Raw genomic sequence first — 26849 nt, forward strand, 5'->3', positions numbered from 1 at the left:
CGGTGATCATCTGGGACTGCAACGGCCAGTCCAACCAGCGGTGGCGGCTCAACGCCGACGGCTCGATCACCGGAGTGGGTTCGGGCCGGTGCGACATCTCCGCCCACCGGGTCAGCCTGATTCGGTCGATGGACCGGGCGACCACAAACCCGACCGCTATGTTCGGTTTAATCCAGATATAGCCGTTACGGGAGTGAGCCCATGTCGCACCACCTTGACACCCCCCTCGCCGCCCAGGGCGGTCAGCTCTACATCGACGACCTGTACGTCTTCAACGGCGACCGCACCACCGTGTTCGTCATGGACGTCAACAGCTCGGTGACCAAGGCCGACATCAAGCGCGGCTTCCACGCCGAGGCCCGCTACGAGTTCAAGATTCACTTCAACGGCTCGGACCTGGAGGAGCTGGCCTACCGATTCGCGTTCGGCGAGCCGGACGGCAACGCCACGCAGACCCTGGAGCTGTACGAACTCACCGGCGCGGACGCCCGCGATGACGCCGCCATGGGAACCCCCATCGCCCAGGGCAGGACCGGCGAGGTGACGACCGGGCAGCGCGTACGGATCTGGGCGGGCCGGATCACCGACCCGTTCTACGTCGACCTCGACGAGCTCGCCACGATCAACGGGGCGGTCAAGAACGGCGCGCGGGTGGACCGCTCGGCGTGGCGGGTCGACCAGGCCAAGAACAGCTTCGCCGGCACCACAGTCGAGTCGATCGTCCTGGAGGTCTCCCACGACGAGCCGCTGCTGCGCGAGGGCACCGAGATCGGCGTCTGGTGTCGGACCCTGCTGGCCACCGACGCGGGCGGGTGGCGGCAGATCAACCGCGCGGGCCACCCCATGATGTGGCCCATCTTCTGGCCGCACGACACCGACTTCTCAGACCCGGCGAACTTCCGGCACCCCAGCCAGGACCTGCCCGAGGACGGAAAGGAGATCGCCACCGCGGTCGCCGGGGTCGTCGCGGCGAACGGCACCGCACCGGACCCGCAGGCGTACGGCTGGAGCGTCGCCCGGCAGCTATACCCGGACGTGCTCTCGTACACCGTCGGTACGGCCGCGAACTACGGCTTCGCGGTCCGCAACGGCCGCACCATGGCCGACAACGCGCCCGAGGTGATGTTCTCCCTGGTCCTCAACACCGGCACCACCTCGGGCCTCACGCCCGACGTCACGAAGGCCGCCCGCGCCGACGCGTTCCCGTACGTGGTGCCGGCCTGACCCGCATCCCATGGGCGATTCACGACGACGCGCCCAACAGCGGACCGACCTCCTCGGTCACGCCGAAGAGGTCGGTCCGCAGGCGGTGCGGCGGTCAGCCCGCGATGTCCCGTGGGTCGCGGCTGCGCGGGTACGTGTTCTTCTCCCCGATCGTGCCGTCCTGCTTCTTGATCACGTGCTCGACGCCCCGGTCGGCTGCCATCTCGCGCCCCTGCGCCTGCGCGTCGGCCTTGGAGTCGTGCGTGCTGCTGGCCCGATCGTTGCCCTCCGGACGGTTCTTCCACTGCCCGTCTTCCTGGTACGTGTCGACGTCACCCTTGACCATCGCCGGCTCCTTCCCTGCGTCCGAACTGTCACCAGTCCAGTGCCCCGAGCCGTGGTGGACAAACCCGTGGTCCTCAGGAGACGGCCGGGCAGTTCTCGCTCACCCGCCGAAGTATCTGTTCGCGTTCGTCGGTGGTGATGCCCGACGGCGCACCGCCGAAATGGGTCTCGACCTTGTCCCAGCCGCGTCGCTGCTCGTAGTGCAGGTGCGGAGCGCCGGAGTCGCCGGTGCTGCCGAGCCGCCCGATCTGCTCACCCTGGGCGACCTTCTGACCGACCTCGACCAGCGGCGGTTCGAGCAGGTGCAGGTACTGCGTCTCCCACTTGCCACCGTGATCGATCTTCACCCAGTAGCCGCCGCCGCGACCGCGCGGGCCTTCCGGATTCTCCGGCGTACGCCCACCCAGTGAACCGTTGATGCCCGCCACGGTGACCGTGCCGCCGTAGGACGCGAGCACCGGACGCCCCCATGCCTCGCCCTCGATGGGGAACAGGTCGACGTCGAAGTCGTCGTGACCGGGGTAGGTGCTGAGCTGCCACGTCTCACCGCAGGCGACCGGCATCTGAAAGAGCGGACGGGGACCGGCCGGCCGCAGCAACGGCACGACCACCACGGCGACGCCCAGCACGGCCGCCGCCACGACGAGCGCGAGAAGGACGGGGATCAGCCGGCGGCGGAGGCGGCGGTGGCTGCGGGCTCGGGTGGGGCGGCCGGTCGTCACCGGCCCGAGCATGGCAGACGCCGGCAACGCCGCGATCGCGGGTCGCGCGCATACCCAGGTGACATTGCAGTTGCATCGTAACGGGGCTACGGTGGTTGCGATGCAGTCGCATTGCAACTGGAGGGCGTCATGTCCGTTATCGCGTTGTCCGAGGTGACCGCCGAGATGGTCGACCTGGTCGGTGGCAAGGCAGCCGGGCTGGGCGAATTGATCCGGCGCGGCGAACGCGTCCCCGAGGGTTTCTGCGTCACCACCGAGGCCCATCGGCGCGGCGTCGTCCCGGCGGCGGAGATCATCGCCGCGTACGGGCGACTCGGGGCCGGCCCGGTGGCGGTGCGCTCCAGCGCCACCGCCGAGGACCTGCCGGACGCCAGCTTCGCGGGACAGCAGGACACCGTCCTCAACGTCACGGGCGGCGCCGAGTTGATCGCCGCGATCGGCCGGTGCTGGGAATCGCTGCACAGCGACCGGGCGACCGCCTACCGCGAGGCCCGCCACATCGAGCACCGCGAGGTGCGGATGGCGGTCATCGTGCAGCGCATGGTCACGCCCACGGCGGCGGGGGTGCTCTTCACCGCCAACCCGCTGACCGGCTGCCGCGACGAGATGGCGGTCGACGCCGCGCCGGGTCTCGGCACCACAGTCGTGGACGGCGCGACGGCCGTCGACCACTACGTCCTCGACGGCGTCGCGCGGCACGACACGGGGTGCCTGACCGCCGCGCACCTGGAGCGACTGCGGGCCACCGGTGAACGGTTGCAGGACCACTTCGGCTGCCCGCAGGACGTGGAGTGGGCGATCGACGCGGACGACGTGCTGTGGTTGCTGCAGTCGCGCCCGATCACCAGCCTGTTCCCCCTGCCACCGGCCACCGGCAAGCCCCTCCCCCGCGTCTTTCTGGAGTTCGGCCACGTCCAGGGCATGCTGCAACCGGTCACCCCGATGGGCATGGCGACCCTGCGGGCGCAGATCACCGCGATGCTCGCGGCGCTCGGCGTCCGGGTGGAGATCGTCGATATCGGCGGACGCCTCTACGGCGACCTGACCGACCTGGCCAGGAGCCGGTCGTCCCGCAGACGGCTGGTCAAGCTCATGGCTGTCGACTTCGGCCCCCGGGCACAGGCGGTGATGCAGCACGTCCTGGCGGATCCGCGATTCGCCCCCACCAGCGGCGGCACCGGACGCGGTGCGGGACAGGGTGCGGCGTCGCTGCGGACGGCCGGCCGCGCGGTGGTGGGGATCGTACGCGCGCTGGCGCGCCCGGACGCCGCACGGATCCGGATGTTCGAGGCGATCGAGCAGCTCAGAGTCCGGTCGGTCGCCACCGACGACCTGCGGACCGCGGCCGACCGGCTGCGCTTCCTCGAAGCGCGCGACGACAGGGACGACAGCGACGCCATCATGTGGCCGATCGTCGCCGGGATGCTCGCCGCCGCGATGCCGGCCACGCTGCTCAAGGGTGTCGCCGACCCGGGCGAGATCCACGCCGTGCTCGGCGGGATGCCGCACAACGTCACCATCGAGATGGACCTGGCGCTGTGGCGGCTCGCCCAGGGCGTGGGTGAGCACCGACGACTCCTGCTCGACACCCCACCGGACGAGCTGGCCGCCCGCCACCTGGCCGCAACGCTGCCCGACATCGGCATGGCCGACTTCCTGGACGCGTACGGCCACCGCGGTGTCGCCGAGGTCGACGTCGGCGTGCCGCGCTGGGCCGAAGACCCCACACCGGTCTTCGCCGCGCTCGCCAACTACCTGCGTGTCACCGATCCGGGGCAGGGCCCCGACCAGCGCTTCCACCGCGCCGCGGCGGCGGCGGAGACGGCGCTGGGAGAGCTGGTCACGCGGACCCGTCGGCGGCGCCCGGTGCGCGGCCGGGTCGCCGGGTTCCTGCTGCGCCGGGCCCGTTCGTTGGCCGGCCTGCGCGAGGCCGGCAAGTTCGCCGGGTTGTACCCGCTGCGGGAGAGGCGCCGACAACTGCTGCTCATCGGGGCGGACCTGACCGGCGCCGGGCTGCTGGAACAGCCGGACGACATCATGTTCCTGACCCTCGACGAGGTGCGCGCCGCCGTACACCAGGATGTTGATCACCGCGGCGCCGTCGCGTCCCGACGGGCCGTGCACCGCCGGGAGCTGCGTCGCCGGTCGGTGCCGGTGGCGTTGCTGTCCGACGGCACCGACGTCGAGACCGTCCTGCCGGCGGCGTCCGCCCTGGACGGGACGCTCCTCGGCGTGGGGGCGTCCGCGGGCCGGGTCACCGGCCCGGCCCGGGTCGTCCGCGACCCGGCCACCGCCCACGTCGAGCCCGGCGACGTCCTGGTCGCCGCGACCACGGATCCCGGTTGGACCCCGCTGTTCCTCACCGCCGCGGCGCTGGTCACCGAGACCGGCGCGATCATGGCGCACGGCCCCACGGTGGCCCGGGAGTACGGCATTCCCGCCGTCATCTGCGTGCCGGACGCCACCCGGACGATCTCCACGGGGCAGCTCGTCACCGTCGACGGCGGCGCCGGCGTCGTGACCGTCCACTGACCACCACCTGAACCCCGAGGACGACGAGATGACCGACACGAGGACGCCGACCAGGGCGAGAGTGGAACCGCTGTTGCGTCGGGCGGCCGTGGCCGAGGCGGCGATGTGGCGCAGCCTCTACGTGTGGGCGCGGCGTCGTCCACTGCCGTTGGGGCCCGGCGGCGAAGCGTTCGGCTACCTCGGCGTGGTCAAGCCGATCCTCGGCATCTTCATCGCCCTGTCGGTCGTCGAGATCCCGATCTTCGACCTGATCGTCACCCACGTGGTGCCGTGGCGGCCGGCCCGCTGGATCGTGCTCGGCCTGGGCATCTGGGGCGTGCTCTGGATGGTCGGTCTCTACGCCAGCATGACCATTCATCCACACGTCGTGGGTGACACCGGCCTGCGGGTGCGGGTCAATTCGAGCATCGACATCTGGATCCCCTGGGCAGACGTCGCGGCGCTGCGCAAACGCCACCGCTCACTGCCCTCCAGCAGGTCCGTCCAGGTCGAGCAGGAGGGTGACCGGCGCGTCCTGCACCTCTCGGTCGGCAGTCAGACGAGCATCGACGTCCTGCTGCGCAGGCCGACGACCTTCGACCTGCCCACGGGCCGGTCCGCGCCGATGGACGAGCTGCGGCTGTACGCCGACGACCCCGACGGTCTGCTGCGCAGCGCCCGGGGCACGCCCGCGCCGGAGGCTGACCGCCGCACGACGGCGGCTCCCGGCCACCCACTGTGAAACGATCGAGGTCATGCCCAAGAAGGTCGATCACCAGCAGCGACGCACCCTCATCGCGGACGCGTTGATGCGGGTCGCCGCGGACCACGGCCTGGAGGCGGTCAGCCTGCGCCACGTGGCCACCGAGGCGGGCGTGTCCGCCGGGATGGTCCAGCACTACTTCCGCACCAAGGACGAGATGATGGCCTTCGCGTTGAGCGTGGTCCGCGAACGCAGTCAGATCCGGGTCACCGAGGCGGTGGCGGGCCTGGGCGAGAATCCCTCCCCCCGGCTGCTGCTGCGCACGATGATCGCCGCACTCCTGCCGCTCGACGAGCACACCCGCGACGACGGTCGGGTGGCACTCGCGTTCCTCGCGTACGCGGCGGTGCGGCCGTCGGCCGCGCCCAGCCTGCGCGAGGACACCGCCCAGCTCACCGCGTTCATCGCCAGCGTCCTGCCCGCCGGCCGTGGCGACGCCGCCGCGACGGGACTGCTGGCGCTCATGGAGGGGCTGGGCGTCCACCTGCTCGGTGGGCAGTACACCGCCGAGCAGGCCCTCGCCGCCCTGGACGCCCACCTCGACCTGTTCTTCGGCACACCGGCGACCACCTGAGCGTGTCTCCTCCAGGATTGCGCCATCTGGACGGCCGTGGCACTGTGCGGAACGTCGGTACCGGGAGGGGCGAGCGCGGATGTTGACTCTGCACAGGGTGTCGGTCGGCTACGGCGACACGCCCCCCGTCCTCCGGGACGTGTCGGTGACGGTCCGTCCGGGTCGGATGCTGGCGTTGACCGGTTCGTCGGGTGCCGGCAAGACCACCCTGCTCAACGCGATGGCCGGGCTGCTGCACCCGCGGGAGGGCACCGTGACAGTGGACGGGCAGGCGCTCCGCGACCGTGATCACGGGGTCGAGCACCGGATCGTCCTCGTCCCGCAGGACAACGGTCTGGCCCCGATCCTGACCGCGACCGAGAACCTGCAGGTCGCACTGGTCGCCAGCGGCGTGGCAGCGCCGGAGGCCCGCCAGCAGACCGCCGCGATGTTGGATCGGCTGGGCCTCTCCGGCCAGGCTGACCAGATGGTCGAGGAGCTGTCCGGCGGCCAGCAGCAACGTACGGCCATCGCTCGCGGTCTGGCGCTGCGCGGCGGCGTGCTGCTTGCCGACGAGGTGACCAGCGAACTGGACGCGGGCAATCGGCAGCGGATTCTGGATCTGCTGCACGACGAGGCATGCCGGGGTGCGGCCGTCGTGTTCGCCACCCACGACCCGGAGGTGGCCGCCGCCTGCGAAGCGGAGCTTCACCTCGTCGAGGGCCGGGCGGAGATCGTCCGGAATTGAGGAACCTCCCGTAACCGGCAGGTCTCAGTCCACTCGCAGGGGACGGTGAGCGTAGGGCTTCGCCGATACCATCACCGTCAATGCTGACCATCATCTGGGCAGCGCTCGCGGCCCGCCGGGCGCAGGCCACGGCCGTGCTCCTGCTCGCGTTGCTCGCCAGTGCCGCCGCCGCGGCCGCACCGAGTTACGTCGCCGCAGCCGGGCAGGCCCTGTGGCGCTACGAACTGTCCACCGCGCAGCCGAACGAGCTCCGGGTGCGACTCGCCGAGCCCGTCGAATATCCGGGGATGCCCGGCGATCCCAACAGGACGCTGTTCGCGGGCAAGGTCCGGGAGTTGACGCCGGCCGGTTTCGACGTCGTCCTGGGCGCCCAGAGTGGCGGTGTCGCCGCCGGCCGTGCCGGCACGGTGACCTCGAACCTCACCTATCGGGCGGGGGTCTGCGAACGGGTCACCGTGACCGGCGCCTGCCCCCGGGCCACTTCGAGGGGTCAGCTCCCCGAGGTCATGGTCAGCACGCACACCGCGGCGCGGCTCGGTGTCGTCGTCGGGGATCAGTTCACGTTCGGCGCGGTGCCGGTGCGCGTGGCCGGCGTCTACCAATCGCTGGACGTCAAGGATCCGTTCTGGCTTGGCGAGGAGATCATTCGGCCACCCGCGGCGGACTCGGCCAGCGGGTCGATCCCGGGCAGCGCCGAGGACGCCATCTTCAGCGCCGAGTCCGCACCCCTCGTCGACGATCAAGCGATCCTGTTCCGATCGACGGCTGATCTCTACGCCACCGAGCAGTTGTTGGACAGCCGATCGATACCGGACCTGCAGGCGACGCTCGCGGTGCTGAAGCGCGACGGGGGCCGTGCGGGTTACGGGGCCGGCACCAGCCTGCCCGGCCTGTTGGATCGCGTCACGCTGCAACGCGGGCAACTGGCCGACGGCGTGGCGCTGGGCGCGGGGCTGCTCGTTCTGCTCTGCTGGCTGGTCCTCTTCGTCGCGGTCGGTTCGGCGGCGGACCAGCGGCGACCGGAGCAGGGCCTGCTCCTGCTCCGTGGCGTACAGCGCCGACGCCTGTGGGCGCTGGCGATCGGCGAGCACGCCGTGCCCGTCCTGGTCGCGATTCCCCTCGGCTGTCTGGCCGGTCTGGGCGCTGCCACACTGCTCGCCGCGCACACCCTCCCGACCCACGTCGACGTCGCGGTGGACGCGACCACGATCGGATTCGCCACCATCGGCGCTGTCGGCGCGCTCGCCGCGGTGCTGCTGGCCCAGGCTCGGATGATGTCCGCGCCGGTCGTCGACCTGCTGCGCCGGGTGCCGGCACGGGTACGAGGGTGGCGGGCGACCATCGGCGACGTCGTCGCGGTGTCCATCGCCGTGGCCGCCGTGGTGCAGTTGCGCTCCGGCGGATCGCCCAGTGGCCTGGCGCTGGTGGCGCCGGTCGCCGGAGCGCTCGCCGCAGGTGTGCTGCTGGCGCGGGTCGCGATGATCGCCGGCGCCGCGGTGGGTGCGGCGCTGCTCGCGCGCGGCCGAACGGCGGTCGGCCTCGCCCTGGTGCAGGTGGCCCGGCAACCACGGTTCCGCCCGCTGATCGCCCTGCTCACCGTGGTCGTCGCCATGCTCGCCTTCACCGTCGCGACGAGTGAGGTCGCTTCGGCCGCCTACCGCGATCGGGCGGTCGTCGAGGTCGGCGCGCCGCGCGTCGTCGAGGTCGACGCGACGTCGCGTTCACACCTGTTGACCGCCGTGCGGGCGGTGGATCCCGAGGGCAGATTCGCGATGGCCGCGGTGGTGTCGGGTTCCCCCGCCGCAGCCGGCACACCGCTGTTGGCCGTGGACTCGGACCGGCTCGCGACGGTGGCCGCGCCGCATCCGTCCTACGGCGCGTCCCTGGCGGACATCGCCCGAGACATCCACCCAGCCGCGCCGGGGACACCCGTGCGGTTGCGGGGTAGCCAGCTCATCATGGCGCTCTCCGCCGACTTCGACGCCGAGGTCTTCGCCGGAAATCGGGTCCGCCTCGCGATCACGATCTCCGGGAGGAACGGCACCCGGGTGGTCCTCCCCCGCGACGACATCAAGCCCGGCCGGAGGGATTACGACCTCCAGGTGCCCGAGTGCGCGCAGGAATGCCGGCTGGTCAAGATCGAAATCGAAGCTCCCGTGGTGTCCGGGCAGCTCAAGGTCCAGTTCGAGGAATTGCGTGCCGCCGACGGCGACGGCCAGGGCGAGACGGTCGTGCTGACCGGCGCGCAGCTCGCCGATCCGCAACGGTGGCGGCTGCTCGATCCGGTTGACACGTTCCTCGGCGCCGCGAGCGGGCCGAAGGCGGCGCTGGCCCTCGAGATCGCGGAGAACCGGCGGTCGAAGCCGGCCGGCGTCGGTGTCGTCGATGCGCCGTTCCCGCTGCCCGTCTACCTGACCCGGTCGAAGGGAACGGCGGTCGGCGGCTCACACCCGTACGACGGTGTCGACGGGACACCGACCAACGGATCGGTTCGAGGTCTGGTCGACCGCCTGCCGCGGCTCGGCGGATCCGGGCTCATCGTCGACCTGGAGTACGCGGACCGACTCGCCGTCGCCAGCCAGAACGGCAGCGAGGAGGTCTGGTTGGCTCGGTCGGCTCCCGCGGACATCCTCGACCGGCTTCGCGCACAGGGTCTGGTCGTGCGGAGCGACCGGACGGTCGCCCAGGTACGGGAGGGTTTCGATCGGCAGGGGGCGGCGTTGGCGCTGCGTTTCAACGTGTTCGCCGCGCTGGCCGGGGTGCTGATCGGGACGGCCGGCATGGTGGCGACGGCTTCCGCCGACCAACGCGCCCGGGTGACCATGCTGGTGGCGCTCCGCCGGCAGGGCTTGCCGCCACGCGCCGTGCGCGGCGGTTACGGGTGGCCGGTCGTGTTCGCGGTGGGGTCGGGTGCACTCGTCACCCTGGTGATCTGGCTCCTCACCCGGGGCGGGCAGCGTCTGTTCAGTGACGGCCGCTCACCGGTCCCGATACCCGACTGGCCGGACGTCGGCCGGCTGCTGTTGTTCGCGGTGCCAGCCGTCATCGTGTTCGCCCTCACGGCGGTCGTGCTCGGTCGGATCGTCGCCGCCTCGGTGCGCCTCCGGAGCGGTCGATGACCGCCGCGCGGCAGGACGCGCCGGAGACCCCCGCAGAGCCGGCCGGGGGTGTGGCCGTCACCTGCCACCGGCTGATCCACATCTACCCCACCGCCACCGGCGACGTCGTCGCCCTCTCCGGCGTGGACCTGAACATCGCGGCCGGCGAGATGCTGGCGCTGGTGGGTCCGTCCGGCTCTGGCAAGTCCACGCTGGTGGCGATTCTCGGTGGGCTCATGCAACCCTCCGCCGGACGGGTCTACGTGGGCGACCACGAGCTGTCCCGGCTCTCGGCCAAGGGCCTGGCCGCCCTGCGCGGGGCCACGGTCGGCACGGTGCTCCAGGGCGCCGAACGCAACCTGCTGCCGTACCTGTCGCTGTCGGACAACATCTGGTTGGCGCAGCGACCCGCGGCACGCCTGGCCGGACGCCGGCTCGACCCACCGGAGGCGATCCTGGAACTGGTCGGTCTCGGCGGCGCCGGCGCGCGGCGGGTGAGCGACCTGACCCCGGGGCAGCGCCAGCGGGCCGCTCTGGCGCAGGGGCTCGCCGCCGGGCCCGGCCTGCTCCTGGTCGACGAGCCCACAAGTCAGCTCGACCAGGCCGGTCGCGACGACGTGCTCGCGGCGCTGGCCACTGTCAACGCGCAGCGGGGCACCACAGTGGTCGTGGTGACCCACGACGGCGAGGTGGGTGCCCGGCTCGGCCGAGCGGTCACCATCCGCGACGGCCGGGTCGGCGCCGAGGGGCGTGACGGCCGGGACTTCGCCGTGGTGGCCGGTGACGGCACGATCCAGTTGCCGCCCGAGACGTCGGCGGCCTTCCCGGCCGGCACGTTGTTCGAGGTCGACCACAGCGACCGAGCGATCACCCTGCGCGCCGTGGCCGCCCCGTCGTCCCTCGGCGGTGACGACGGGGCGGCCAGCGCCGGCGGCGAGCCCGACCACGCCCTCTGAATGGACCCGGCCGACTCAGTTCACCGTGGCAGCGGCCCGCGCCTTGCGCTGGCGCAGCTCGTCGGCGGTCATCAGCCAGGTGGAGTTCGTCGCCCCGAGACCGAGGAGCACCTGGTCGAAGCCGTTACCGTCGTTGTCGTCGGTGTAGCAGAGGCTCACCTCGCCCCACGGGGACGCGGCGATCGCCAGGTGTTCCTGCCGACCCGTCGTGGTCTGGCTCAGGGCCTGGGCCGCCAGCCGACCGGTGGTGCTGCCGTCCGGGTTGAGGCCGCGCGCCCAGACGTCCGGGTTGGCGCCGGACACCGTCCAGCCCACCACGACGTTGTCCTCGTCGTCGATGCCGACCCCGGGCGCGACGGCCCCGGTCCCGGTGGACACCTGGACCTCACCGTGGCGGGCGGCGCCGGCAGCGGTGAACGAGCGCGCCCAGACGCCCCGGGTGCCGGTGTGGTCCGACTCCCAGCCGACGGTGAAGTCACCGGCGAACGTCGCCGCGACCGACGCCCGCTGCTGCTGCCCGCCGCTCTGCGCGTTGGCCGTGCGCCGGGACAGCACCACCGCGCCGTTCGACCGGGCCAGCCGGGTCAACCCGATGTTGTACGAGCCGTTGGCGTCGGCGTCCTCGTCCCAGACCACCAGCGCCTCGCCGGAGGCGGACACCGCCACGTCGGGGCGGTGGTGCGAGCCGGTCGTCTGCGAGGCCGTCACCTCGTACGCCTTGGCGGTGGCGGCGGTGTAGCCGGCGGCCTTGACGGTGGCCGGAGCGGTCGCCTGCACGTCCTCCCAGACGACGGTGAAGCCGACGCCGGCGGTGGTGGGCGCGCCGTCGGGGTCGACCGCCACCTTCGGCCAGATCTGCTGCCCGGCGTCGCTGGCGTTGGCCTGCCCCGAGCCGAGGATCGCACCGGCCGGTGACACCACCCGGTACTGGATGTTGTAGACGCCGTTGCCGTCTCCGTCGGCGGCCCAGACGACCACGGTGTTGCCCCGGTCGTCGATACCGACGTCCGGGCTGATGTGCCGCCAGGCGGCCCCGCTGGTGCCGCCGGTGGAGAGCTTCAGCTCGTAGCCGGGTGTGCCGTCGCGGAACAGGCGCAGGTAGATCTAGCGTAGAGGGCGTACCGGCGGCGGTAGTCGGCCAGCGACACGATCTCCGCGCCGACGTGCTGGCGCACGGCGGAGGTGTTGACGCCACCCTCGTAGATGTAGTCGCCGAGGTGCAGGATCAGCCCGGGGTTCTCCTCGGCCATCCGCCGGTACGCGGTGTAGTAGCCGGCCTCGTAGTGGGCGCAGGACGCGAAGGCCATGACCAGGTCGCGGCCGAAGGTGCCCGGGGCCGGCGCGGTCCGCGTACGTCCCACCGGGGAGATCTGCCCCTGGGCCCGGAACCGGTAGTGGTAGTCGGAGTCGGCGGCGAGGCCGCCCGCGACGACGTGCACCGAGTGGGCGTCGGCGTAGCGGGCGACCACCGAGCCGGACGCGACAAGCGACGAGAAGCGGTCCGTCGTGGACACCTGCCACTCGACCGTCACGTCGGCGTTGGCCATGCCGCCCTGCCCGTCGGCGTTGAGCGGCGAGGGCGCCAGCCGGGTCCACAGGACCACGCTGTCGGACGCCGGATCACCGGACGCCACACCGAGTTTGAAGGAGTACGGGACCGCGGCGCGGGCACCCTGCCAGGGTGTCACCGCGGCGCCAGCGGCAGCGCGTCCACTGAGGACGAATATGCGACGGCTCAGCCTTGTCATGGTCCATACCTTCGAGGCCGTCGATGAACGGCGAAGGCTGCGGCGCGGAAGCCGACGTGACGGGACGTCGACCGCGGCAAGGCGGTCAGGTGTCCTGGCCGCCGAGGTTGGCGGCTGGGCCGTCAGGTCAGCGGCGACGGCGACTCGGCACTGGGGATCAGCAGTTTCGGCGTACCGGACCCGTCGGCCGCGACGCTGAAGACGTCGGGCCGACCGTCGCTCTGGCGCAGTGTGTAGGCCAGCGTGGCGTCGTCGAGCCAGGCCGCCTGGTCGTCGACGCTGGTGGTCTCCGCCGTCGCGGTGACCCGCCCGGATGCCAGGTCGAGGACCGACAGCCGCCAACCCTTCGTCGGGTCGGCGTCGATCGCCTCCTTGAAGGCGATCCGGGTGCCGTCGGGCGACAGCGACGGGCACTCCACGTTCGTCCGCATCGTCTCGACGGTCCGGGCGGCCACGTCGCCGCGCACGAGGTACCGCCTGCCGCCGGTGGCCATGGTCGCGTAGAAGTGGTTGTCGTCGGCGGTGAAGGTGACACCCCAGTAGTTGATGTCGGGGCTGCGGTAGCCGCGACCGTCCCGCGTGACGGCGAACTCCTCCAGCGACGTCACGGTGGCGCCGGTGACGGTGTCGAGGATGCCGGTGCGGGTGGAGAAGCCGCTCGCCGTGTAGGAGTCGCCCCCGACGAACGTCGTCCAGGAGACCATCCGGCCGGAGGCCGAGACCCGGGCCCGGTTGGGCAGGCCGGGCACGCTGAGCGTCCGCTTCTGGCGCAGCGCCGCGTCGAGCACCACGACCTGGTACGACCACGCCGTCTCCGGCCGCAGGCAGACACCGGTGCCGGCGGCCGCGTACACCCGCAGGCATTCCAGACCCGAGACGGTACGCGGCCCGGCGGGATCGGCGGTCGCGACGCTGGAGACGTACCGGTCGGTGATGGCCAGCAGGCGCGGGCCCGGCGCCAGTGTGACCGCCTGGTCCCCGGCGGCGGTCGGCGGCGGGGTCCGGGCCGGCTCGGCGGCGATGGCGGCGTAGCCGGCCGCCACGCTGGCCAACAGCACCGCGCTGGCGGCCACCACGCCGAGCTTCGCCCGGGTCGACATCGCGCTCATGGGGACACCTTCCGGAGACTGGGGCGGAGCGGGGAGGCCAGCAGGAGCACGGTGACGACCAGGACGCCGACGACGGCCACGGCCGCCACCCGGACCGCCGTCTGCGGCCCCCACGCCTGCCAGGCCAGCCCGAACAGGACCGAGGAGACGAGGTACGCCAGCGCCTGCCCGGTCTGGACCAGCGCGATCCCGGTGGTCCGTAGCCGTGGTGGCAGCACCGGCCCGGCGAGCGCGATGAGCACGCCGTCGGTGGCCGCGTAGAACGCGCCGTACAGCGCCAGCGTCAACGCGAGCGCCGGCCAGCCGTGCGCCGGCCCGGACAGCAGCAGGTAGGTCGCGCCGAGGGCCACGTAGCCGCCCACCACCACCGGCAACCGCCCGATCCGGTCGGCGAGCACGCCGAGGGGTGCGGCGAGCACCAGGTAGGCCAGGCTGGTGCCCACTGCCAGCAGCGGGAACCACCGCAGGCCAAGGTCTTCCCGGCGCTGGAGCACCAGGTAGACGAAGCCGTCGCCGATGGTGGCCAGCCCGAGCATCGTCGCGGCCAGCAGCAGCCGACGGGCGGGCCGGCTGCGCAACAGGCCGAACGCCTCGCGGACGGAGACCCGGGGCTCGTCCGGCCCGTCGGCCGGCTCGCCGGTCGGTCGCTCCCGGACGAACAGCACGAGCACGACGACGGCCAGGACGGCGACGCAGAAGCTGGTGACGAAGACCGCGTCGTACGACTGCCCGACGACCAGCAGGACGGCGAACGCGACGAGCGGCCCGAGGAACGCGCCGACGCTGTCCATCGCCCGATGCACCCCGAACGCCCGGCCCAGGGCCTCGGGCGGGGTGGAGAGCGTGATGAGCGCGTCGCGGGGCGCGCTGCGCACACCCTTGCCGAGCCGGTCGACGGCGATGACGGCGCCGATCGCGGGCACCGACCGGCCGGCGAGCAGCAGGCCGAGTTTGGCGACGGCAGAGAGTGCGTAGCCGACGCCGGCGACCAGCTTGCGCCGCCGGAACCGGTCGGCGAGGAAGCCGCCGACGACCCGCAGCAGCGCGGTGGCGCCCGTGTGGACCCCGTCGAGCACGCCGAAGGCCACCGGGCTGAGTTGCAGGCCCAGCACCAGGTAGAGCGGCAGGACGGCGGCCACCATCTCGGCCGAGATGTCGGTGATCAGGCTGACCGTGCCGAGCGCGACCACGTTGCCGCTGACCAGCGCGAGCCGTCGGCGTCGTGGACCGGCGTCGGGCGGGTCGGTGACCGGCCGGGAGACGGACGACAGGTACACGCGCATCTCCTCTGATCGGTGGGCGACGGTCAGCCATCGTGACGATCCGGTCGGGGGCGTCACAAGGGACCGCGAGGGGCGGACAAACATGCGGTGGGTGAACACCGGAGAAACATCGAGATGTTTCGTTGCTTGAGCGTACTGTTCACCTGGCGGCAGTCCGCCGGTTCATCGACCTTCCTACATTCCTTGCGCTTTCCACCCGCAACGAAGGGGTCCTGGATGGACATTCGAATCGCCCGCCCACCGGTCACGATCGGGACGGTCGCGGTGCTCGTCGCCGCCACCGCCGCCGTCGTCCTGACCGGCTCGGGCGCGGCCTCCGCGGCGAGCGTGACGTTCACGCCGGTCGCCGACACCTACGTCCAGAGCGACACGGCGTCCACCAACTACGGCACGTCCACGCAGATCGTGGTCGACAACTCACCCGCACGGCGGATGTTCCTGCGCTTCACGGTGAGCGGTGTCAGCGGCACGGTGACCAGCGCCAAGCTGCGGCTGCGCACGATCAGCGGCAACAGCGGCAGCGACGCCGGTGGCACGTTCCGGACGATGTCCAACACCACCTGGTCGGAGACCGGCACGACCTGGAGCAACCAGCCGACGATCGACGGGGCCACCCTCGGGTCGCTCGGCTCGGTCGCCGGCAACACCTGGTACGAGGTCGACGTCACCTCAGCGGTCACCGGCAACGGGACCTTCAGCTTCGGCGCGACCTCGACCAGCGGCGACGGCGCCTACTACGACACGCGGGAGAGTGGAGGCGACGCCCCGCAGTTGGTGGTCACGACCGGCACCACGACACCGCCGTCGGGCGATCCGGTCCTCGTCGGGGCCGGTGACATCGCCACCTCCGGCTCCGGTGACACCGCCACGGCGGCGCTGCTCGACAACATCTCCGGCACCGTCTTCACGACCGGCGACAACGTCTACGACAGTGGCACCACGTCCCAGTTCGCCAGCTACTACGAACCCACCTGGGGCCGGCACAAGGCGCGCACCCGCCCGTCACCGGGCAACCACGACTACAACACGTCCGGCGCGACCGGTTACTACAACTACTTCGGCACGACCGCCGGCCCGAGCGGTCGCGGGTACTACTCCTACGACCTCGGCAACTGGCACATCGTGTCGCTGAACTCGAACATCAGCATGTCGGCCGGGTCGACGCAGGAGCAGTGGCTGCGCGCTGACCTGGCGGCCAGCAGCAAGCCGTGCACGCTGGCGTACTGGCACCACCCGCTGTTCACGTCCAGCTCCAACCACGCGCCGTCGACCTCGACCCGCCCGCTGTACCAGGCGCTCTACGACTACAACGCCGACGTCGTGGTCTGGGGCCACAACCACGTGTACGAGCGGTTCGGCCCGATGAACCCCGCCGGCGGCTACGACGCCAGCCGGGGGATGCGCAGCTTCGTCGCCGGAATGGGCGGCGCCGACCACTACGGCTTCGGCACCATCCAGCCCAACAGCGAGGCCCGCAACAGCTCGGCGTTCGGGGTCCTGAAGTTCACCCTGCACTCCGCCAGCTACGACTGGCAGTTCGTGCCGGTCGCCGGGCAGACCTACAACGACAGCGGCACCGGCGCCTGCCACTGACCGCCTGATCCCGCCGCCCCCGCTACCGGGGCGGCGGGATCACCCCTCGCAGCGGCGCGCGACACCGCAGCACCCGCGGCACCTGCAACACCCGCACCGCCCCCACGCGATACCCGCGGCACCCCGCAGCAGTGGGCGCGGCGACTCGGCACTGCGGCAGGCGGCACGGCGGCACGGCGGCACGGCGGCACTGCGGCACGACGCTGCGGCAGGCGGCGCTGCGGCACGACGCTGCGGCAAGCGCGGCAGGCGGCACGGCGCTACGGCCGGCGGCCCAGTGTCCCGTGCGGTTCCCTGTAGAGCTGCCCCAGATATGGGCCACCCACCCGCCCGGCGCGGAAGTCGTCATGCCGGTCGAGTTCGCGGACCATGTGCAATCGCCAGCAGCACAGACCCCTGACCCTCGCCAGCGGCACGCACCCGGCCCCTCGCCAACCGCACGCCAGGCCGCAGACGAAGGACCGCACACCCATCACGACACCTCGCCGATGCAGATCTTGGACAGTTTCCGTTACGAGAAAACGGAAACTGTCCAAGATCTGCGGCATCGACAGCCCGACGACGCCGTCCGTCTCTACGGCGGGCCGTCCATGGACCGCGAAAGGGCGGCGTGACCGCGCCGCCGTCGTCGCCAGCACGACCATCGCCACCAGGACGGCCGTTGCCAACCGGCGCGGCCGTTGCCAACCGGCGCGGCCGTTGCCAACCGGCGCGGCGTTGCCACCGAACGACCATCGTCACCCAGCACGGCCATCGCCACCAGCAGGGCCGTCGTCACCCGGCACGGCCGTCGTCACCAGCACGGCCGTTGCCACCGGTTCGGCCGTCGTCACCAGGGCGGCCATTGCAGGCACGGCGGTCGTCACCGGCGTGGCCGCGAGCCCTGTTGCGTGCCGCGGGGTTGCCGCCCCATATCTGGGGCAGCTCTACAGCGCTTGAGGAAGGTGGGGCCGACTCCGGCAAGGCGCTTCCGGCATCGGCGCGAGCCTCCGTCGGCGGCGACGCGGCGCGGGCTTCTGTGGGCGCCGCAGCGCGGAGTCGACGTGACCGGTTAGCCGAACGCCCGCGCCACCGAACGCCCGCGCCGCCGAACGCCCGCGCCGCCAAACGCCCCGCGGCGCCAAACGCCCCGCGGCGCCAAACGCCCCGCGGCGCCTAACGACGTGTGCCCCTGCCCGTGGGACGGGTAGGGGCACACGTGTGCAGTGTCGTCGTGTCAGCGGGCCGTACCGGCGCGGCGCTTGTTGTAGACGTCGAACGCGACGGCGACGAGCAGGACGAGCCCCTTCACCACCGACTGCGTCGACTGGTCGATGCCCATCAGCTGCATGCCGTTGCTCATCACCGCCATGATCAGACCACCGACCATCGCGCCGACCACGGTGCCCACGCCACCGGTGACCGCCGCGCCGCCGATGAACGCCGCGGCGATCGCGTCCAGCTCGAACATGTTGCCGGCTGCGGGCTGCGCCCCGTTGGACCGCGACGAGTAGATGACGCCCGCCACCGCCGCGAGGAAGCCCATGTTGACGAACATCCAGAAGTTGACGGTGCGGACCTTCACGCCCGACAGCGCCGCCGCCGAGAGGTTGCCGCCGATTGCGTAGACCTGGCGGCCGAAGACCGTACGCCGGGTGAGCAGGCCGTAGACGAGCACCAGCACGGCCAGGATGATCAGCACGATCGGCAGCCCTCGGGCGTGCGCCAACTGCCAGGCGAAGTACATGAGGACCGCGCCCACCAGGACGACCCGGGCGACAAACAGCGGGAACGACTCGACCGGCTGCTGGTAGCGGATGCGCGCCAGGCGGGTGCGGAAGCCGCTCACCGCGTACCCGGCCACGGCGAGAGCGCCGATGAGCAGCGTGAACGCGTCGAAGCCCTGACCGCCGAGCAGCCCGTTGAGGAAGCCCGCCGCGACCTTCTGGTATTCGGCCGGGAAGGGCGACAGGGAGATGTTGTCGAGCACCTGCAGCGTGAGGCCCCGGAAGAGCAGCATGCCGGCCAGGGTCACGATGAAGGCCGGGATGCCGGCGTACGCCACCCAGAACCCGTGCCAGGCGCCGACCGCGACACCGACGGCCAGTGCCGCCACGATGCCCACCCACCAGGGGTGGCCCTGCTGGATCACCAGGACGGCGGAGACCGCGCCGGTCAGCGCGACCACCGAACCCACCGACAGGTCGATGTGCCCGCCGATGATGAGAATGACCATCCCGATCGCTAGCACCAGGATGTACGAGTACTGCAGGACGATGTTGGTGATGTTGCCGGGACTCAGCAGCACCCCGTCGGTCAGGAGCGCGAAGAGCGCGACGATGACGACCAGGGCGACGTAGATCCCGCTCTGCCGAAGGTTGTTCAACACCAGCGCCCGCAGGTCGCTCGTCCCACTGTGCAGGGCGGCGGCGGGTGTGCTGTCCGGGGGCGTCGGGCGCTCCGTCGAAGGGGTTTTGATGCTGGTCATCCGACGAGCTCCTTGTCCTTGGTCATCAGCTCCATGAGGCTCTCCTGGGTCGCCTCGCCGACCGGCTTCTCGCCGGTGATCCGGCCTGCGGCGAGGGTGTAGATGCGGTCGCACATGCCGAGCAGCTCGGGCAACTCCGACGAGATCACGATCACCGCCTTACCTGCGGCCACCAGCCGGTTGATGATCGTGTAGATCTCGTACTTGGCGCCGACGTCGATGCCTCGGGTGGGCTCGTCCAGGATCAGCACATCCGGGTCGGTGAACAGCCACTTCGACAGCACGACCTTCTGCTGGTTGCCCCCGGAGAGCTTGCCGACCACCGCCATGACGCTGGGCGTCCGGATGTTCATCTCCTTGCGGCTGGCCTCGGCAACCTTGATCTCCTCGTTGCCGTTCACCCAGCCCAGGTGGGCCAGCCGGTCCAGGGCTGCGGCCGAGACGTTGCGCCGGACGTCGTCGATGAGGTTGAGGCCGTAGCGCTTGCGGTCCTCGGTGACGTAGGCGATGCCGTTGTCGATGGCCTCTGCGACGGTACGGGCGTTGACCTCCCGCCCGCGCACGAAGAGCTTGCCGTGGATGTCGCGGCCGTAGGAACGGCCGAAGACGCTCATCGCCAGCTCGGTCCGGCCGGCACCCATCAGCCCCGCGATGCCGACGACCTCGCCGGCGCGCACCGACAGGCTGACGCCCTCGACGACCATCCGCTCCTGGGTCGGATGCCGCACCGACCAGTCCTCGATCCGCAGCACCTCCTCCCCGGGCGACGAGACGCGATCGGGGTAGAAGCTCTCGATGTCGCGCCCGACCATGCCCCGGATGATGCGCTGCTGATTCACGTCGTCGGCGCGCATGTCCAGGGTCTCCACCGTGCGGCCGTCGCGGATGACGGTGGTCGAGTCGGCGATCGCGGTGATCTCGTTGAGCTTGTGCGAGATCATGATGCAGGTGATGCCCTGCTCCTTGAGCTGCCGCAACAGGCCGAGCAGGTGCGCCGAATCGACGTCGTTGAGGGCGGCCGTCGGCTCGTCCAGGATGAGCAGGCGCACCTTCTTCGACAGCGCCTTGGCGATCTCCACCAGCTGCTGTTTGCCGACGCCCAGCTGGATGACCGGGGTGACCGGGTTCTCGTGCAGCCCGACCGACGCCAGCAGCTCGGCCGCCTCGGCGTTGGCCCGGTTCCAGTCGATGAGCCCGCCACGGCCACGCCGCTCGTTGCCGAGGAAGAGATTCTCGGCGATCGACAGGTAGGGCACCAGGGCGAGTTCCTGGTGGATGATGACGATGCCGTTGGCCTCGCTGTCCCGGATGCCCCGGAACTGCATCGGCTTGCCGTCGAACAGGATCTCCCCGTCGTACGAGCCGGAGGGGTGGACGCCGGACAGCACCTTCATCAGGGTGGACTTGCCGGCGCCGTTCTCACCGCAGATGGCGTGGATCTCCCCCCGACGCACCGCGAGGCTGACGTCCTCCAGCGCGGTCACCCCCGGGAAGGTCTTCGTGATACCACGCATCTCGAGGATGGTGTCGTCCATGGTCACTGTCCTCTGTCGGGTCTGGACGCGGTCCATCACGGCGTCGGGCTCGGCGGTTGTCCGCCGAGCCCGACGGGGTGACTTACTTCTTGGCCTGACCGGCGGCGACCTCTTCCGCCGTCCAGTAACCGGAGTCGATCAGCGTAGCCTTGATGTCGTCCTTGTAGACGGTAGCGATCGGCAGCAGGTAAGCCGGAACGACCTTGACGCCATTGTTGTACGTCTGCGTGTCGTTCGCCTGCGGCTGCTTCTTCTGCAGGAACGCCTCGGCGGCGTTCACGGCCTGGTCGGCCAGCAGGCGGGTGTCCTTGAAGACGGTCGAGTTCTGCACGCCGTCGTTGATCAGCTTGATCGAGGCGATCTCCGCGTCCTGACCGGTCACGACGGGCAGCTTCTTGGCGCCGCTACCGTAGCCGGCGTTCTGCAGGGCGGTGATGATGCCCCGGGAGATGCCGTCGTACGGCGACAGCACGCCGTCGACCTTGGAGCCGTCGTTGTAGCTGGAGGTGAGCAGGTTCTCCATCCGCTTCTGCGCGGTCTCCTGCTGCCACCGCAGGGTGGCGACCTGCTCGGGGGTGGTCTGCTTGGACTTGACCTTCAGCGTGCCGGCATCGACATACGGCTTCAGGGTGTCCATCGCCCCGCCGAAGAAGTACTGCGTGTTGTTGTCGTCGAGCGAGCCGGCGAAGAGCTCGATGTTGAACGGCCCCTTGGCGGTGCCCTTCGAGCCGTCCTTGTTCAACAGGCCGAGACCGACCAGCAGCGCGGTGCCCTGGGCGACGCCAACCTTGTAGTTGTCGAAGCTGACGTAGAAGTCGACGTCCTTGCTGCCGCGGATCAGCCGGTCGTAGGAGATGACCGGGATCTTCGCGGCCGCGGCGGCCTGCAGCTGGCTGCTGAGCGCGGTGCCGTCGATCGCTGCGATGACCAGGACGTCGGCGCCCTGGGTGATCATCTGGTCGACCTGCTGCGACTGGGTGGGGATGTCGTCGCCCGCGTACTGCAGGTCGACCTTGTAGCCCTTCGCCTCCAGCTTGGACTTCACCGCGTTGCCGTCGGCGATCCACCGCTCGGAGGTCTGCGTCGGCATCGAGACACCGATCGTCAGGTCCCCCGGCTTCTTGTCGCTGGTGTCGCCGCCGCTGCCGGCACCTCCACCACTGCATGCCGCCAGGCTCAGCGCCAGCGCCGCACTACCGAGAGCAACCAGGAATTTCCTGCTCACGGGCTTCTCCTCTCCCGATTCCCCCCGCTGACCGCCGGGGCCACCTGTCACCTTTCGGGTAGTGTTAGCGCTCACATAGGGCACGTCAACACTTGATCCGAAATACCGGTGTCACGGTCTCGTAACGGAGGCTTCGCCACCGAGGCGACCTCGCGAAACCGGGTCGATGATTGATCGACGGCCGCCAGTACGTGCCGGGATCGGCGGCCGCCGAGGCGCACGGCGCTGGCACGCCTCAGTGGCGCGGCGGGGCGACGCTGTCGCGGGCGACCAGGGTCGGGGCGATGGTCTGCCGCAGGGCACCCCCACCGATGCCCGACTCGATCTGGCTCAGCAACATCTGCAGGCTCGCCCGGGCCACCGCGTCGAAGTCCGGTCGTACGGTCGTCAGCGGCGGAATGAAGTACGCGGCCTCCGGCACGTCGTCGAAACCCACGACGCTGATCTCGGCCGGCACCCGCCGCCCGAACTCATGCAACGCCCGCAGCACGCCCAGAGCGAGGTGGTCGTTGGCCGTGAAGATCGCGGTCACCTCCGGCATCCGGGCGAGCATCTGCCCGCACCGGTAGCCCGACGCCGCCGACCAGTCCCCGTGCATCAGGGGCGGTGGGTCGATCCCCGCGGCCAGGAGCGCCGCCCGCCAGCCCTCGATCCGGCCGGCGCTGTCGAACCAGTCGGACGGCCCCGAGACGTGCCACACGGTGCGGTGCCCCGCGTCGAGGAGATGCTGGGTCGCCGCCCGCGCGCCAGCCACCTGGTCGACCGTCACCAACGGCACCGGCCGCTGCGGATCGCCGTCGACAGTCACCAGTGGAACGTCCTTGGGTAGCCGTTCCAGGGCCTCGCCGGCCGACTCGACCGGCGCGATGACGACGATGCCGGCCACCCGGTGCGCCAGGTGCCGCTCGACGGCTGCCGAGATGGAGCGGTGGTCGAGGTTGCGTACGCTGCCCACGCTGACCGCGAAGCCCTCCTCCGCGGCCGTCTGCTCCAGGGCGGCCAGCAGCGACGCCGGGCCGTAGAGGGTCGTGTTCTGTGCCACCACGCCGATGACCTGGGACCGGCCGGTCACCAGTGCGCGTGCGGCGCCGTTCGGGCGGTAGCCGAGTTCGGCGATCGCCGCCCGCACCCGCAACCGGGTCTGCTCACGCACGTTGGGGTGCCCGTTGAGCACCCGCGACACCGTCTGGTGGGAGACACCGGCCAGACGAGCGACATCTGTCATCGCGGGACCGTGCACGGCCATTTCACTCCCCCCGCCTGCAACCCGACCCGCGGCCCGTCGACGTTGACTGGAGCGGCCCGGCCCGGTCCCCCTCGCTCAGCCACCACGCCGGTGCTGAATCGCAGGTGACCAGCGCTGGATCGCCGACAGTCTACGCCAGGCACCGCCGCCAACACGGAACGGCTGAGCGTGAACGACATGGCGGGTGCCAGGTCCGGCGGCCAGCGCTCCGCGCCGCGCGTGCCGGCCGCCCCTGACCCGAGCCGGCACAGCGAACCGCCGCCCCGCTCGGCGCTCCTGGACAGAGCGCGGAACAGGGCGGCGGCGGGCCGGAGGCGGCGACGCGGACACCTTCCGCGGGGGGGGGTGTCCCTATGGGTTTCGTCAAGCGGCGATCGGCGTGGCTGGGCGGGGTTGGTAGGGGATCTTGTCGCGGAGCATGGCGAACAGGACGTCGCAGCGGCGTCGGGCGAGGCAGATGAGTGCGGCGTTGTGGCGTTTGCCTTCGGCTCTCTTGCGGTCGTAGTAGGCGCGGCTCACGGGGTCGGCGAGGGCGGCGAACGCGGCGAGGAAGAACGCGCGTTTGAGGTTCTTGTTGCCGCCTCGGGGTGGGTGTTCGCCGCGGATGCTGCTGCCGGATCGTCGGGTGACGGGTGCGAGGCCGGCGTAGGCGGCGAGGTGCCCGGGTGTGGCGAAGGCGGTGCCGTCGCCGACTTCGAGCAGGATCCGGGCTGCGGTCCTGACGCCGATGCCGGGCATCGAGGTCAGGACCGGGGCAAGAGGGTGAGCATCAAGCGTCCTCTCCACCTCTTTGGCGACCTGGTCGCGCTGGCGTAGAACATCGCGGAGGCTGTCGGCGAGGCGAGGCAGGATCGTTTCCGCCGCGGTGGTGCCGGGGACGGTGACGGTCTGCTCGTCGAGGGCAGCCATGATCTGCTCCACCAGGCGTTCGCCCATGCGGGGCGCGTGGACAGCGGCGATCGAGGCCAGCTTGCGGCGGCCGGCCTTGCGCAGCCCGACTGGACCGCCGCAGCGGGACAGCAGCTCCAGCACGGCCTTGTGGTGCACTTTTGGCCCGAGGACTCGTTCCAGGGCGGGATGGATTTGCGTCAGCAGTCCCCGGATGCGGTTGGACACGCGGGTGGCTTCGCCGGCGAGGTCGTCGTCGAAGCCGACGAGGACTTCCAGCTCGGCCAGAGCCTCGTCGCCGGTGTCGACCCGGCGCAGCGTGTGGGGCAGGGTGCGGGCGGCGTCAGCGATGACATAGGCGTCGCGGGCGTCGGTCTTCGCCGTGCCCGGGTGCAGGTCAGCGATGCGCCGCATCGCCAGGCCAGGCAGATAGGCCACCTGATGCCCGGCCGCCCGAGCCACCGCGACCGGCAGGGCGCCTATCGAGGCGGGCTGGTCGACCACCACCAGGACCCGACCGTGGCGGGCGAGTTTGTCGAACAGCTGCCGCAGCCGGGCCTCGGTGTTCGGCAACGCCGCGTCGTGCAGCCGCTTGCCGTCCGGCGCCAACCCGACCGCATGGTGATCACTCTTGCCGACGTCCAAGCCGAGATAGACGCCGTATCCGTCCTGCACCGCACCCGCCTCCACGCATCGCATCGTGGCCCCGGCCGCTGGTCCAGGCGTCGGACTGCCGGCAGCCACGTTACGAAGAGACCTACCCCAACACGGGTGGCCGTGTCCCTATCAGCGGTCCGCCGACGCCACCCGACCCGGCGACAACACCCCCCGGATCATGCGTACGACAGGGGCAGAAAGTCATACCGGGCCGGGCGACCGAGGGTCCCCGGCTGGGGACGATCAAAAAGGTAACGGGGGAGAGAGAGGTGGTCCGTTCGCGTCACCCGCGGACTACTCGTTGTGTGACCGGCGTCACGGTGTCGTCAGGTCGAACCGGCGCACGGTGACCGCGCCACCGAGCGCCTGTGTGGCGTGGTTGAAGATGGCGAACCGGTAGCCCATGAAGAACTGCCAGTTGTTGGCCAGGGTCAGGGCGTTGCCGAAGGACGTGAAGTTGACCCCGTCGGTGCTGTACGAGAAGCGGGCCAGCCGGCCGGACCCGGGTCTGATGTCGGCGTTGGCCCGCAACCAGATCCGGCCACCGGAGACGGCGGTGCTCGCCACCTCGCTGCCGGTGCTGGTGGTGTTCCAGTTGCCGTCCATCGTGAGCCCGTTCTGCATGACCAGGCGGGTGGACCCGTTGTCCCGCCGGACCCCGATCCACGCCGACGAGTTGCGCAACACCGCCAGGCCGGTGCGATCGCCGTCGCGCATGGTGGAGTAGTCCAACTCGATGGTGGCGGTCGAGGTGGGGCCCTGGATCCGGTGGGTCAGCGTGTTGCGCGCGGCGTACAGGTCGCCGGTGACCGTGGCGGTCTGCAGTTGCAGCCCATTGTTGACCGACCACCGGTTGTTGTCCGGGTTGTGGTTCCACTCCCACTGCGGGCCGAGGGTGGTGCCGGCGAACGTGTCGGTGCCGGTGAGTGGCTTCACCGCCCGGGGCGCGGCGGGCAGGTTCGGCTTCGGGTACGAGCTGCCCCACGCGCCGTTGACGGTCTGCAGCACCGGCCAGCCGTCGCCGGTCCAGGTGATCGGCGCCATGGCGGGCATCCGGCCACCGGGGTACGCGTCGACGAACGCCATGTAGTACCAGTCGCCGTTCTGGGTCTGCACCAGTCCGCCCTGGTGCGGCACGCCGCCACCGGAGATCGGGCCGGGCAGGTTGAGCAGCACCTGACGCTGCTCGTAGGGGCCGAACGGGCCGTTGGTCGACTTCAGCACGTACTGGCCGTTGGCCGGCCGGGTGAGCCAGATGTAGTACGCGCCGTTGCGCTTGTAGAAGCGTGCGCCCTCCAGCGTCCCGATGCTCGACGGCGTGCTGTAGACCTGCTGGCTGCGGACCTGGGTCTTTCCGTCGGCGGACAGCTGCGCGACGCTGATGGTGGTGTTGCCGTACGCGACGTACATGGTGTCGTTGTCGTCGATCAGCATGCCGGCGTCGTAGTAGCAGTTGGGGATGGTGGTGAGCTTGCTCCACGTCGAGTCGACGGCGGACGCGGTGTAGATGTGGGTCTGCGCGAAGTCGATGCACCCGGCCCAGTAGAACGTCTTGTTGCTCGGCCGGTAGTTCAACGTCGAGGCCCAGATCCCGTCGACGTACGCGTTACCACCGCTCATGTCGTACTTCGAGCCGAAGTCCAACCGGGGTACGGAGTGCCCGGCGTACTCCCAGTTCACCAGGTCGTACGAGCGCAGCACCGGAGCGCCCGGCGAGTAGTGCATGGTGGACGCCGACATGTAGTAGACGTTGTCGACCCGGATGATGTCGACGTCGGCGAAGTCCTGCCAGACCACCGGGTTCGAGTACGTGCCACTCGACGGGGGTGGCGTCGTGGGGGGCGGCGTGGTGGGGTTGCCCCCGCCGTCGACGCGCACGAGCTGCCACTGCTGGTTGGTGCCGTTCCAGTCGTCGTACTGCACGATGTTGCCACCGTCGGCGGTCGAGGCGCCCTGCACCTCCATCACCTTGCTGCTGTTGCGGTTGATCAACCGGACGTAGCCGCCGTCCGAGTCGGCCAGCTGGAACTGCTGGTTGGTGCCGTTGTTGTCGGTCCACTGCACAATCGCCGCGCCGTTGGCGGTCGAACGGTTGTAGACATCGAGCACCTTGCCCGACAACCGCGACTTGAGCCGGTAGTAGCCGCCGCCCGAGTCCACGAACTGCCACTGCTGCTGGTTACCGTTGTTACGCGTCCA

At 70.9% G+C, this 26849-nt stretch carries 21 protein-coding genes; 9 read left to right on the forward strand and 12 right to left on the reverse strand.

Going from position 1 to position 26849, the window contains the following annotated elements:
* Together ABZU53_RS29960 and ABZU53_RS29965 are read left to right on the forward strand one after the other, a co-directional pair.
* On the forward strand, window positions 1–182 hold a 182-nt coding region (locus ABZU53_RS29960), incomplete at its 5' end, for a hypothetical protein (protein WP_355068921.1).
* Window positions 183–201: 19 nt separating this feature from the next.
* Window positions 202–1224 (forward strand): DUF4331 family protein, encoded by a 1023-nt coding sequence (locus ABZU53_RS29965; RefSeq protein WP_354855028.1) that lies wholly within the window; start codon window positions 202–204, stop codon window positions 1222–1224.
* 94 nt (window positions 1225–1318) lie between these two features.
* Here the strand turns inward: ABZU53_RS29965 and ABZU53_RS29970 are convergent, their stop codons facing one another.
* Entirely contained in the window at window positions 1319–1549 is a 231-nt protein-coding gene (locus ABZU53_RS29970; protein ID WP_007457642.1) for a DUF2188 domain-containing protein, read from the reverse strand.
* Window positions 1550–1622: 73 nt separating this feature from the next.
* The gene (locus tag ABZU53_RS29975) at window positions 1623–2282 is read right to left on the reverse strand and encodes a M23 family metallopeptidase (protein ID WP_355068923.1); all 660 of its coding nucleotides are present in this window, start codon (window positions 2280–2282) and stop codon (window positions 1623–1625) included.
* Between the two features lie 117 nt (window positions 2283–2399).
* On the opposite strand from ABZU53_RS29975, the gene ABZU53_RS29980 reads away from it, so the two are divergent.
* The 6 genes from ABZU53_RS29980 (at window position 2400) to ABZU53_RS30005 (ending at window position 10899) form a co-directional block, all read left to right on the forward strand.
* Entirely contained in the window at window positions 2400–4802 is a 2403-nt protein-coding gene (locus tag ABZU53_RS29980) for a PEP/pyruvate-binding domain-containing protein (RefSeq protein ID WP_355068925.1), read from the forward strand.
* 28 nt (window positions 4803–4830) lie between these two features.
* A complete protein-coding gene (locus tag ABZU53_RS29985) occupies window positions 4831–5523 on the forward strand; it encodes a hypothetical protein (protein ID WP_355068926.1) in 693 nt (230 codons plus the stop codon).
* A 13-nt stretch (window positions 5524–5536) separates the two neighbouring features.
* The gene (locus tag ABZU53_RS29990) at window positions 5537–6118 is read left to right on the forward strand and encodes a TetR/AcrR family transcriptional regulator (RefSeq protein ID WP_355068928.1); all 582 of its coding nucleotides are present in this window, start codon (window positions 5537–5539) and stop codon (window positions 6116–6118) included.
* 79 nt (window positions 6119–6197) lie between these two features.
* On the forward strand, window positions 6198–6845 hold the full coding sequence (locus tag ABZU53_RS29995) for an ATP-binding cassette domain-containing protein (protein WP_355068930.1): 648 nt from the start codon (window positions 6198–6200) through the stop codon (window positions 6843–6845).
* A gap of 80 nt (window positions 6846–6925) precedes the next feature.
* Window positions 6926–9964 carry an FtsX-like permease family protein gene (locus ABZU53_RS30000; RefSeq protein ID WP_355068932.1) on the forward strand — a complete coding sequence of 1013 codons (3039 nt, stop codon included), beginning with the start codon at window positions 6926–6928 and terminating at the stop codon, window positions 9962–9964.
* Window positions 9961–10899 carry an ATP-binding cassette domain-containing protein gene (locus tag ABZU53_RS30005; RefSeq protein WP_355068934.1) on the forward strand — a complete coding sequence of 313 codons (939 nt, stop codon included), beginning with the start codon at window positions 9961–9963 and terminating at the stop codon, window positions 10897–10899. Before ABZU53_RS30000 ends, ABZU53_RS30005 begins: the two co-directional genes overlap by 4 nt.
* A 15-nt stretch (window positions 10900–10914) precedes the next feature.
* On the opposite strand, the gene ABZU53_RS30010 is transcribed toward ABZU53_RS30005, so the two are convergent.
* The 4 genes from ABZU53_RS30010 to ABZU53_RS30025 form a co-directional block, all read right to left on the reverse strand.
* Entirely contained in the window at window positions 10915–11877 is a 963-nt protein-coding gene (locus ABZU53_RS30010; protein WP_355068935.1) for a hypothetical protein, read from the reverse strand.
* 80 nt (window positions 11878–11957) lie between these two features.
* Window positions 11958–12647 (reverse strand): PhoD-like phosphatase N-terminal domain-containing protein, encoded by a 690-nt coding sequence (locus ABZU53_RS30015; RefSeq protein ID WP_355068937.1) that lies wholly within the window; start codon window positions 12645–12647, stop codon window positions 11958–11960.
* A 122-nt stretch (window positions 12648–12769) separates the two neighbouring features.
* On the reverse strand, window positions 12770–13756 hold the full coding sequence (locus ABZU53_RS30020; RefSeq protein WP_355068939.1) for a hypothetical protein: 987 nt from the start codon (window positions 13754–13756) through the stop codon (window positions 12770–12772).
* Window positions 13753–15033 carry an MFS transporter gene (locus ABZU53_RS30025; RefSeq protein ID WP_354855017.1) on the reverse strand — a complete coding sequence of 427 codons (1281 nt, stop codon included), beginning with the start codon at window positions 15031–15033 and terminating at the stop codon, window positions 13753–13755. The genes ABZU53_RS30020 and ABZU53_RS30025 overlap by 4 nt, the downstream gene beginning before the upstream one ends.
* Window positions 15034–15255: 222 nt before the next feature.
* On the opposite strand from ABZU53_RS30025, the gene ABZU53_RS30030 reads away from it, so the two are divergent.
* Window positions 15256–16632 carry a DNRLRE domain-containing protein gene (locus ABZU53_RS30030; RefSeq protein WP_355068940.1) on the forward strand — a complete coding sequence of 459 codons (1377 nt, stop codon included), beginning with the start codon at window positions 15256–15258 and terminating at the stop codon, window positions 16630–16632.
* 1216 nt (window positions 16633–17848) lie between these two features.
* On the opposite strand, the gene mmsB is transcribed toward ABZU53_RS30030, so the two are convergent.
* From mmsB to ABZU53_RS30060, 6 genes are all read right to left on the reverse strand, one after another.
* Window positions 17849–19099 carry a multiple monosaccharide ABC transporter permease gene (mmsB, locus tag ABZU53_RS30035; protein WP_354855015.1) on the reverse strand — a complete coding sequence of 417 codons (1251 nt, stop codon included), beginning with the start codon at window positions 19097–19099 and terminating at the stop codon, window positions 17849–17851.
* Entirely contained in the window at window positions 19096–20634 is a 1539-nt protein-coding gene (gene mmsA / locus ABZU53_RS30040) for a multiple monosaccharide ABC transporter ATP-binding protein (RefSeq protein WP_355068942.1), read from the reverse strand. Before mmsA ends, mmsB begins: the two co-directional genes overlap by 4 nt.
* Window positions 20635–20716: 82 nt before the next feature.
* A complete protein-coding gene (gene chvE, locus ABZU53_RS30045; RefSeq protein ID WP_234582843.1) occupies window positions 20717–21859 on the reverse strand; it encodes a multiple monosaccharide ABC transporter substrate-binding protein in 1143 nt (380 codons plus the stop codon).
* A 235-nt stretch (window positions 21860–22094) separates the two neighbouring features.
* Entirely contained in the window at window positions 22095–23084 is a 990-nt protein-coding gene (locus tag ABZU53_RS30050) for a LacI family DNA-binding transcriptional regulator (protein WP_355068944.1), read from the reverse strand.
* 384 nt (window positions 23085–23468) lie between these two features.
* Window positions 23469–24692, reverse strand: a complete 1224-nt coding sequence (locus ABZU53_RS30055; protein ID WP_355068946.1) for an IS110 family transposase — start codon at window positions 24690–24692, stop codon at window positions 23469–23471.
* A gap of 273 nt (window positions 24693–24965) precedes the next feature.
* A partial coding sequence (locus tag ABZU53_RS30060) for an RICIN domain-containing protein (RefSeq protein ID WP_355068948.1) occupies window positions 24966–26849 on the reverse strand: 1884 nt, incomplete at its 5' end.

This window comes from Micromonospora sp. NPDC005194, assembly GCF_040608335.1.
Lineage (GTDB): Bacteria > Actinomycetota > Actinomycetes > Mycobacteriales > Micromonosporaceae > Micromonospora.

What these genes read in the sequence shown, in the direction of transcription:
- mmsA (WP_355068942.1), bottom strand. Translation starts at nt 20,634, where the DNA reads ATGGACGACACCATCCTCGAGATGCGTGGTATCACGAAGACCTTCCCG.
- ABZU53_RS30055 (WP_355068946.1), bottom strand. Translation starts at nt 24,692, where the DNA reads ATGCGATGCGTGGAGGCGGGTGCGGTGCAGGACGGATACGGCGTCTAT.
- ABZU53_RS29980 (WP_355068925.1), top strand. Translation starts at nt 2,400, where the DNA reads ATGTCCGTTATCGCGTTGTCCGAGGTGACCGCCGAGATGGTCGACCTG.
- ABZU53_RS29995 (WP_355068930.1), top strand. Translation starts at nt 6,198, where the DNA reads ATGTTGACTCTGCACAGGGTGTCGGTCGGCTACGGCGACACGCCCCCC.
- mmsB (WP_354855015.1), bottom strand. Translation starts at nt 19,099, where the DNA reads ATGACCAGCATCAAAACCCCTTCGACGGAGCGCCCGACGCCCCCGGAC.
- ABZU53_RS29970 (WP_007457642.1), bottom strand. Translation starts at nt 1,549, where the DNA reads ATGGTCAAGGGTGACGTCGACACGTACCAGGAAGACGGGCAGTGGAAG.
- ABZU53_RS30030 (WP_355068940.1), top strand. Translation starts at nt 15,256, where the DNA reads ATGGACATTCGAATCGCCCGCCCACCGGTCACGATCGGGACGGTCGCG.
- ABZU53_RS30005 (WP_355068934.1), top strand. Translation starts at nt 9,961, where the DNA reads ATGACCGCCGCGCGGCAGGACGCGCCGGAGACCCCCGCAGAGCCGGCC.
- ABZU53_RS29975 (WP_355068923.1), bottom strand. Translation starts at nt 2,282, where the DNA reads ATGCTCGGGCCGGTGACGACCGGCCGCCCCACCCGAGCCCGCAGCCAC.
- ABZU53_RS30050 (WP_355068944.1), bottom strand. Translation starts at nt 23,084, where the DNA reads ATGACAGATGTCGCTCGTCTGGCCGGTGTCTCCCACCAGACGGTGTCG.
- ABZU53_RS29965 (WP_354855028.1), top strand. Translation starts at nt 202, where the DNA reads ATGTCGCACCACCTTGACACCCCCCTCGCCGCCCAGGGCGGTCAGCTC.
- ABZU53_RS29985 (WP_355068926.1), top strand. Translation starts at nt 4,831, where the DNA reads ATGACCGACACGAGGACGCCGACCAGGGCGAGAGTGGAACCGCTGTTG.
- ABZU53_RS30020 (WP_355068939.1), bottom strand. Translation starts at nt 13,756, where the DNA reads ATGAGCGCGATGTCGACCCGGGCGAAGCTCGGCGTGGTGGCCGCCAGC.
- ABZU53_RS30000 (WP_355068932.1), top strand. Translation starts at nt 6,926, where the DNA reads ATGCTGACCATCATCTGGGCAGCGCTCGCGGCCCGCCGGGCGCAGGCC.
- ABZU53_RS30015 (WP_355068937.1), bottom strand. Translation starts at nt 12,647, where the DNA reads ATGACAAGGCTGAGCCGTCGCATATTCGTCCTCAGTGGACGCGCTGCC.
- ABZU53_RS29990 (WP_355068928.1), top strand. Translation starts at nt 5,537, where the DNA reads ATGCCCAAGAAGGTCGATCACCAGCAGCGACGCACCCTCATCGCGGAC.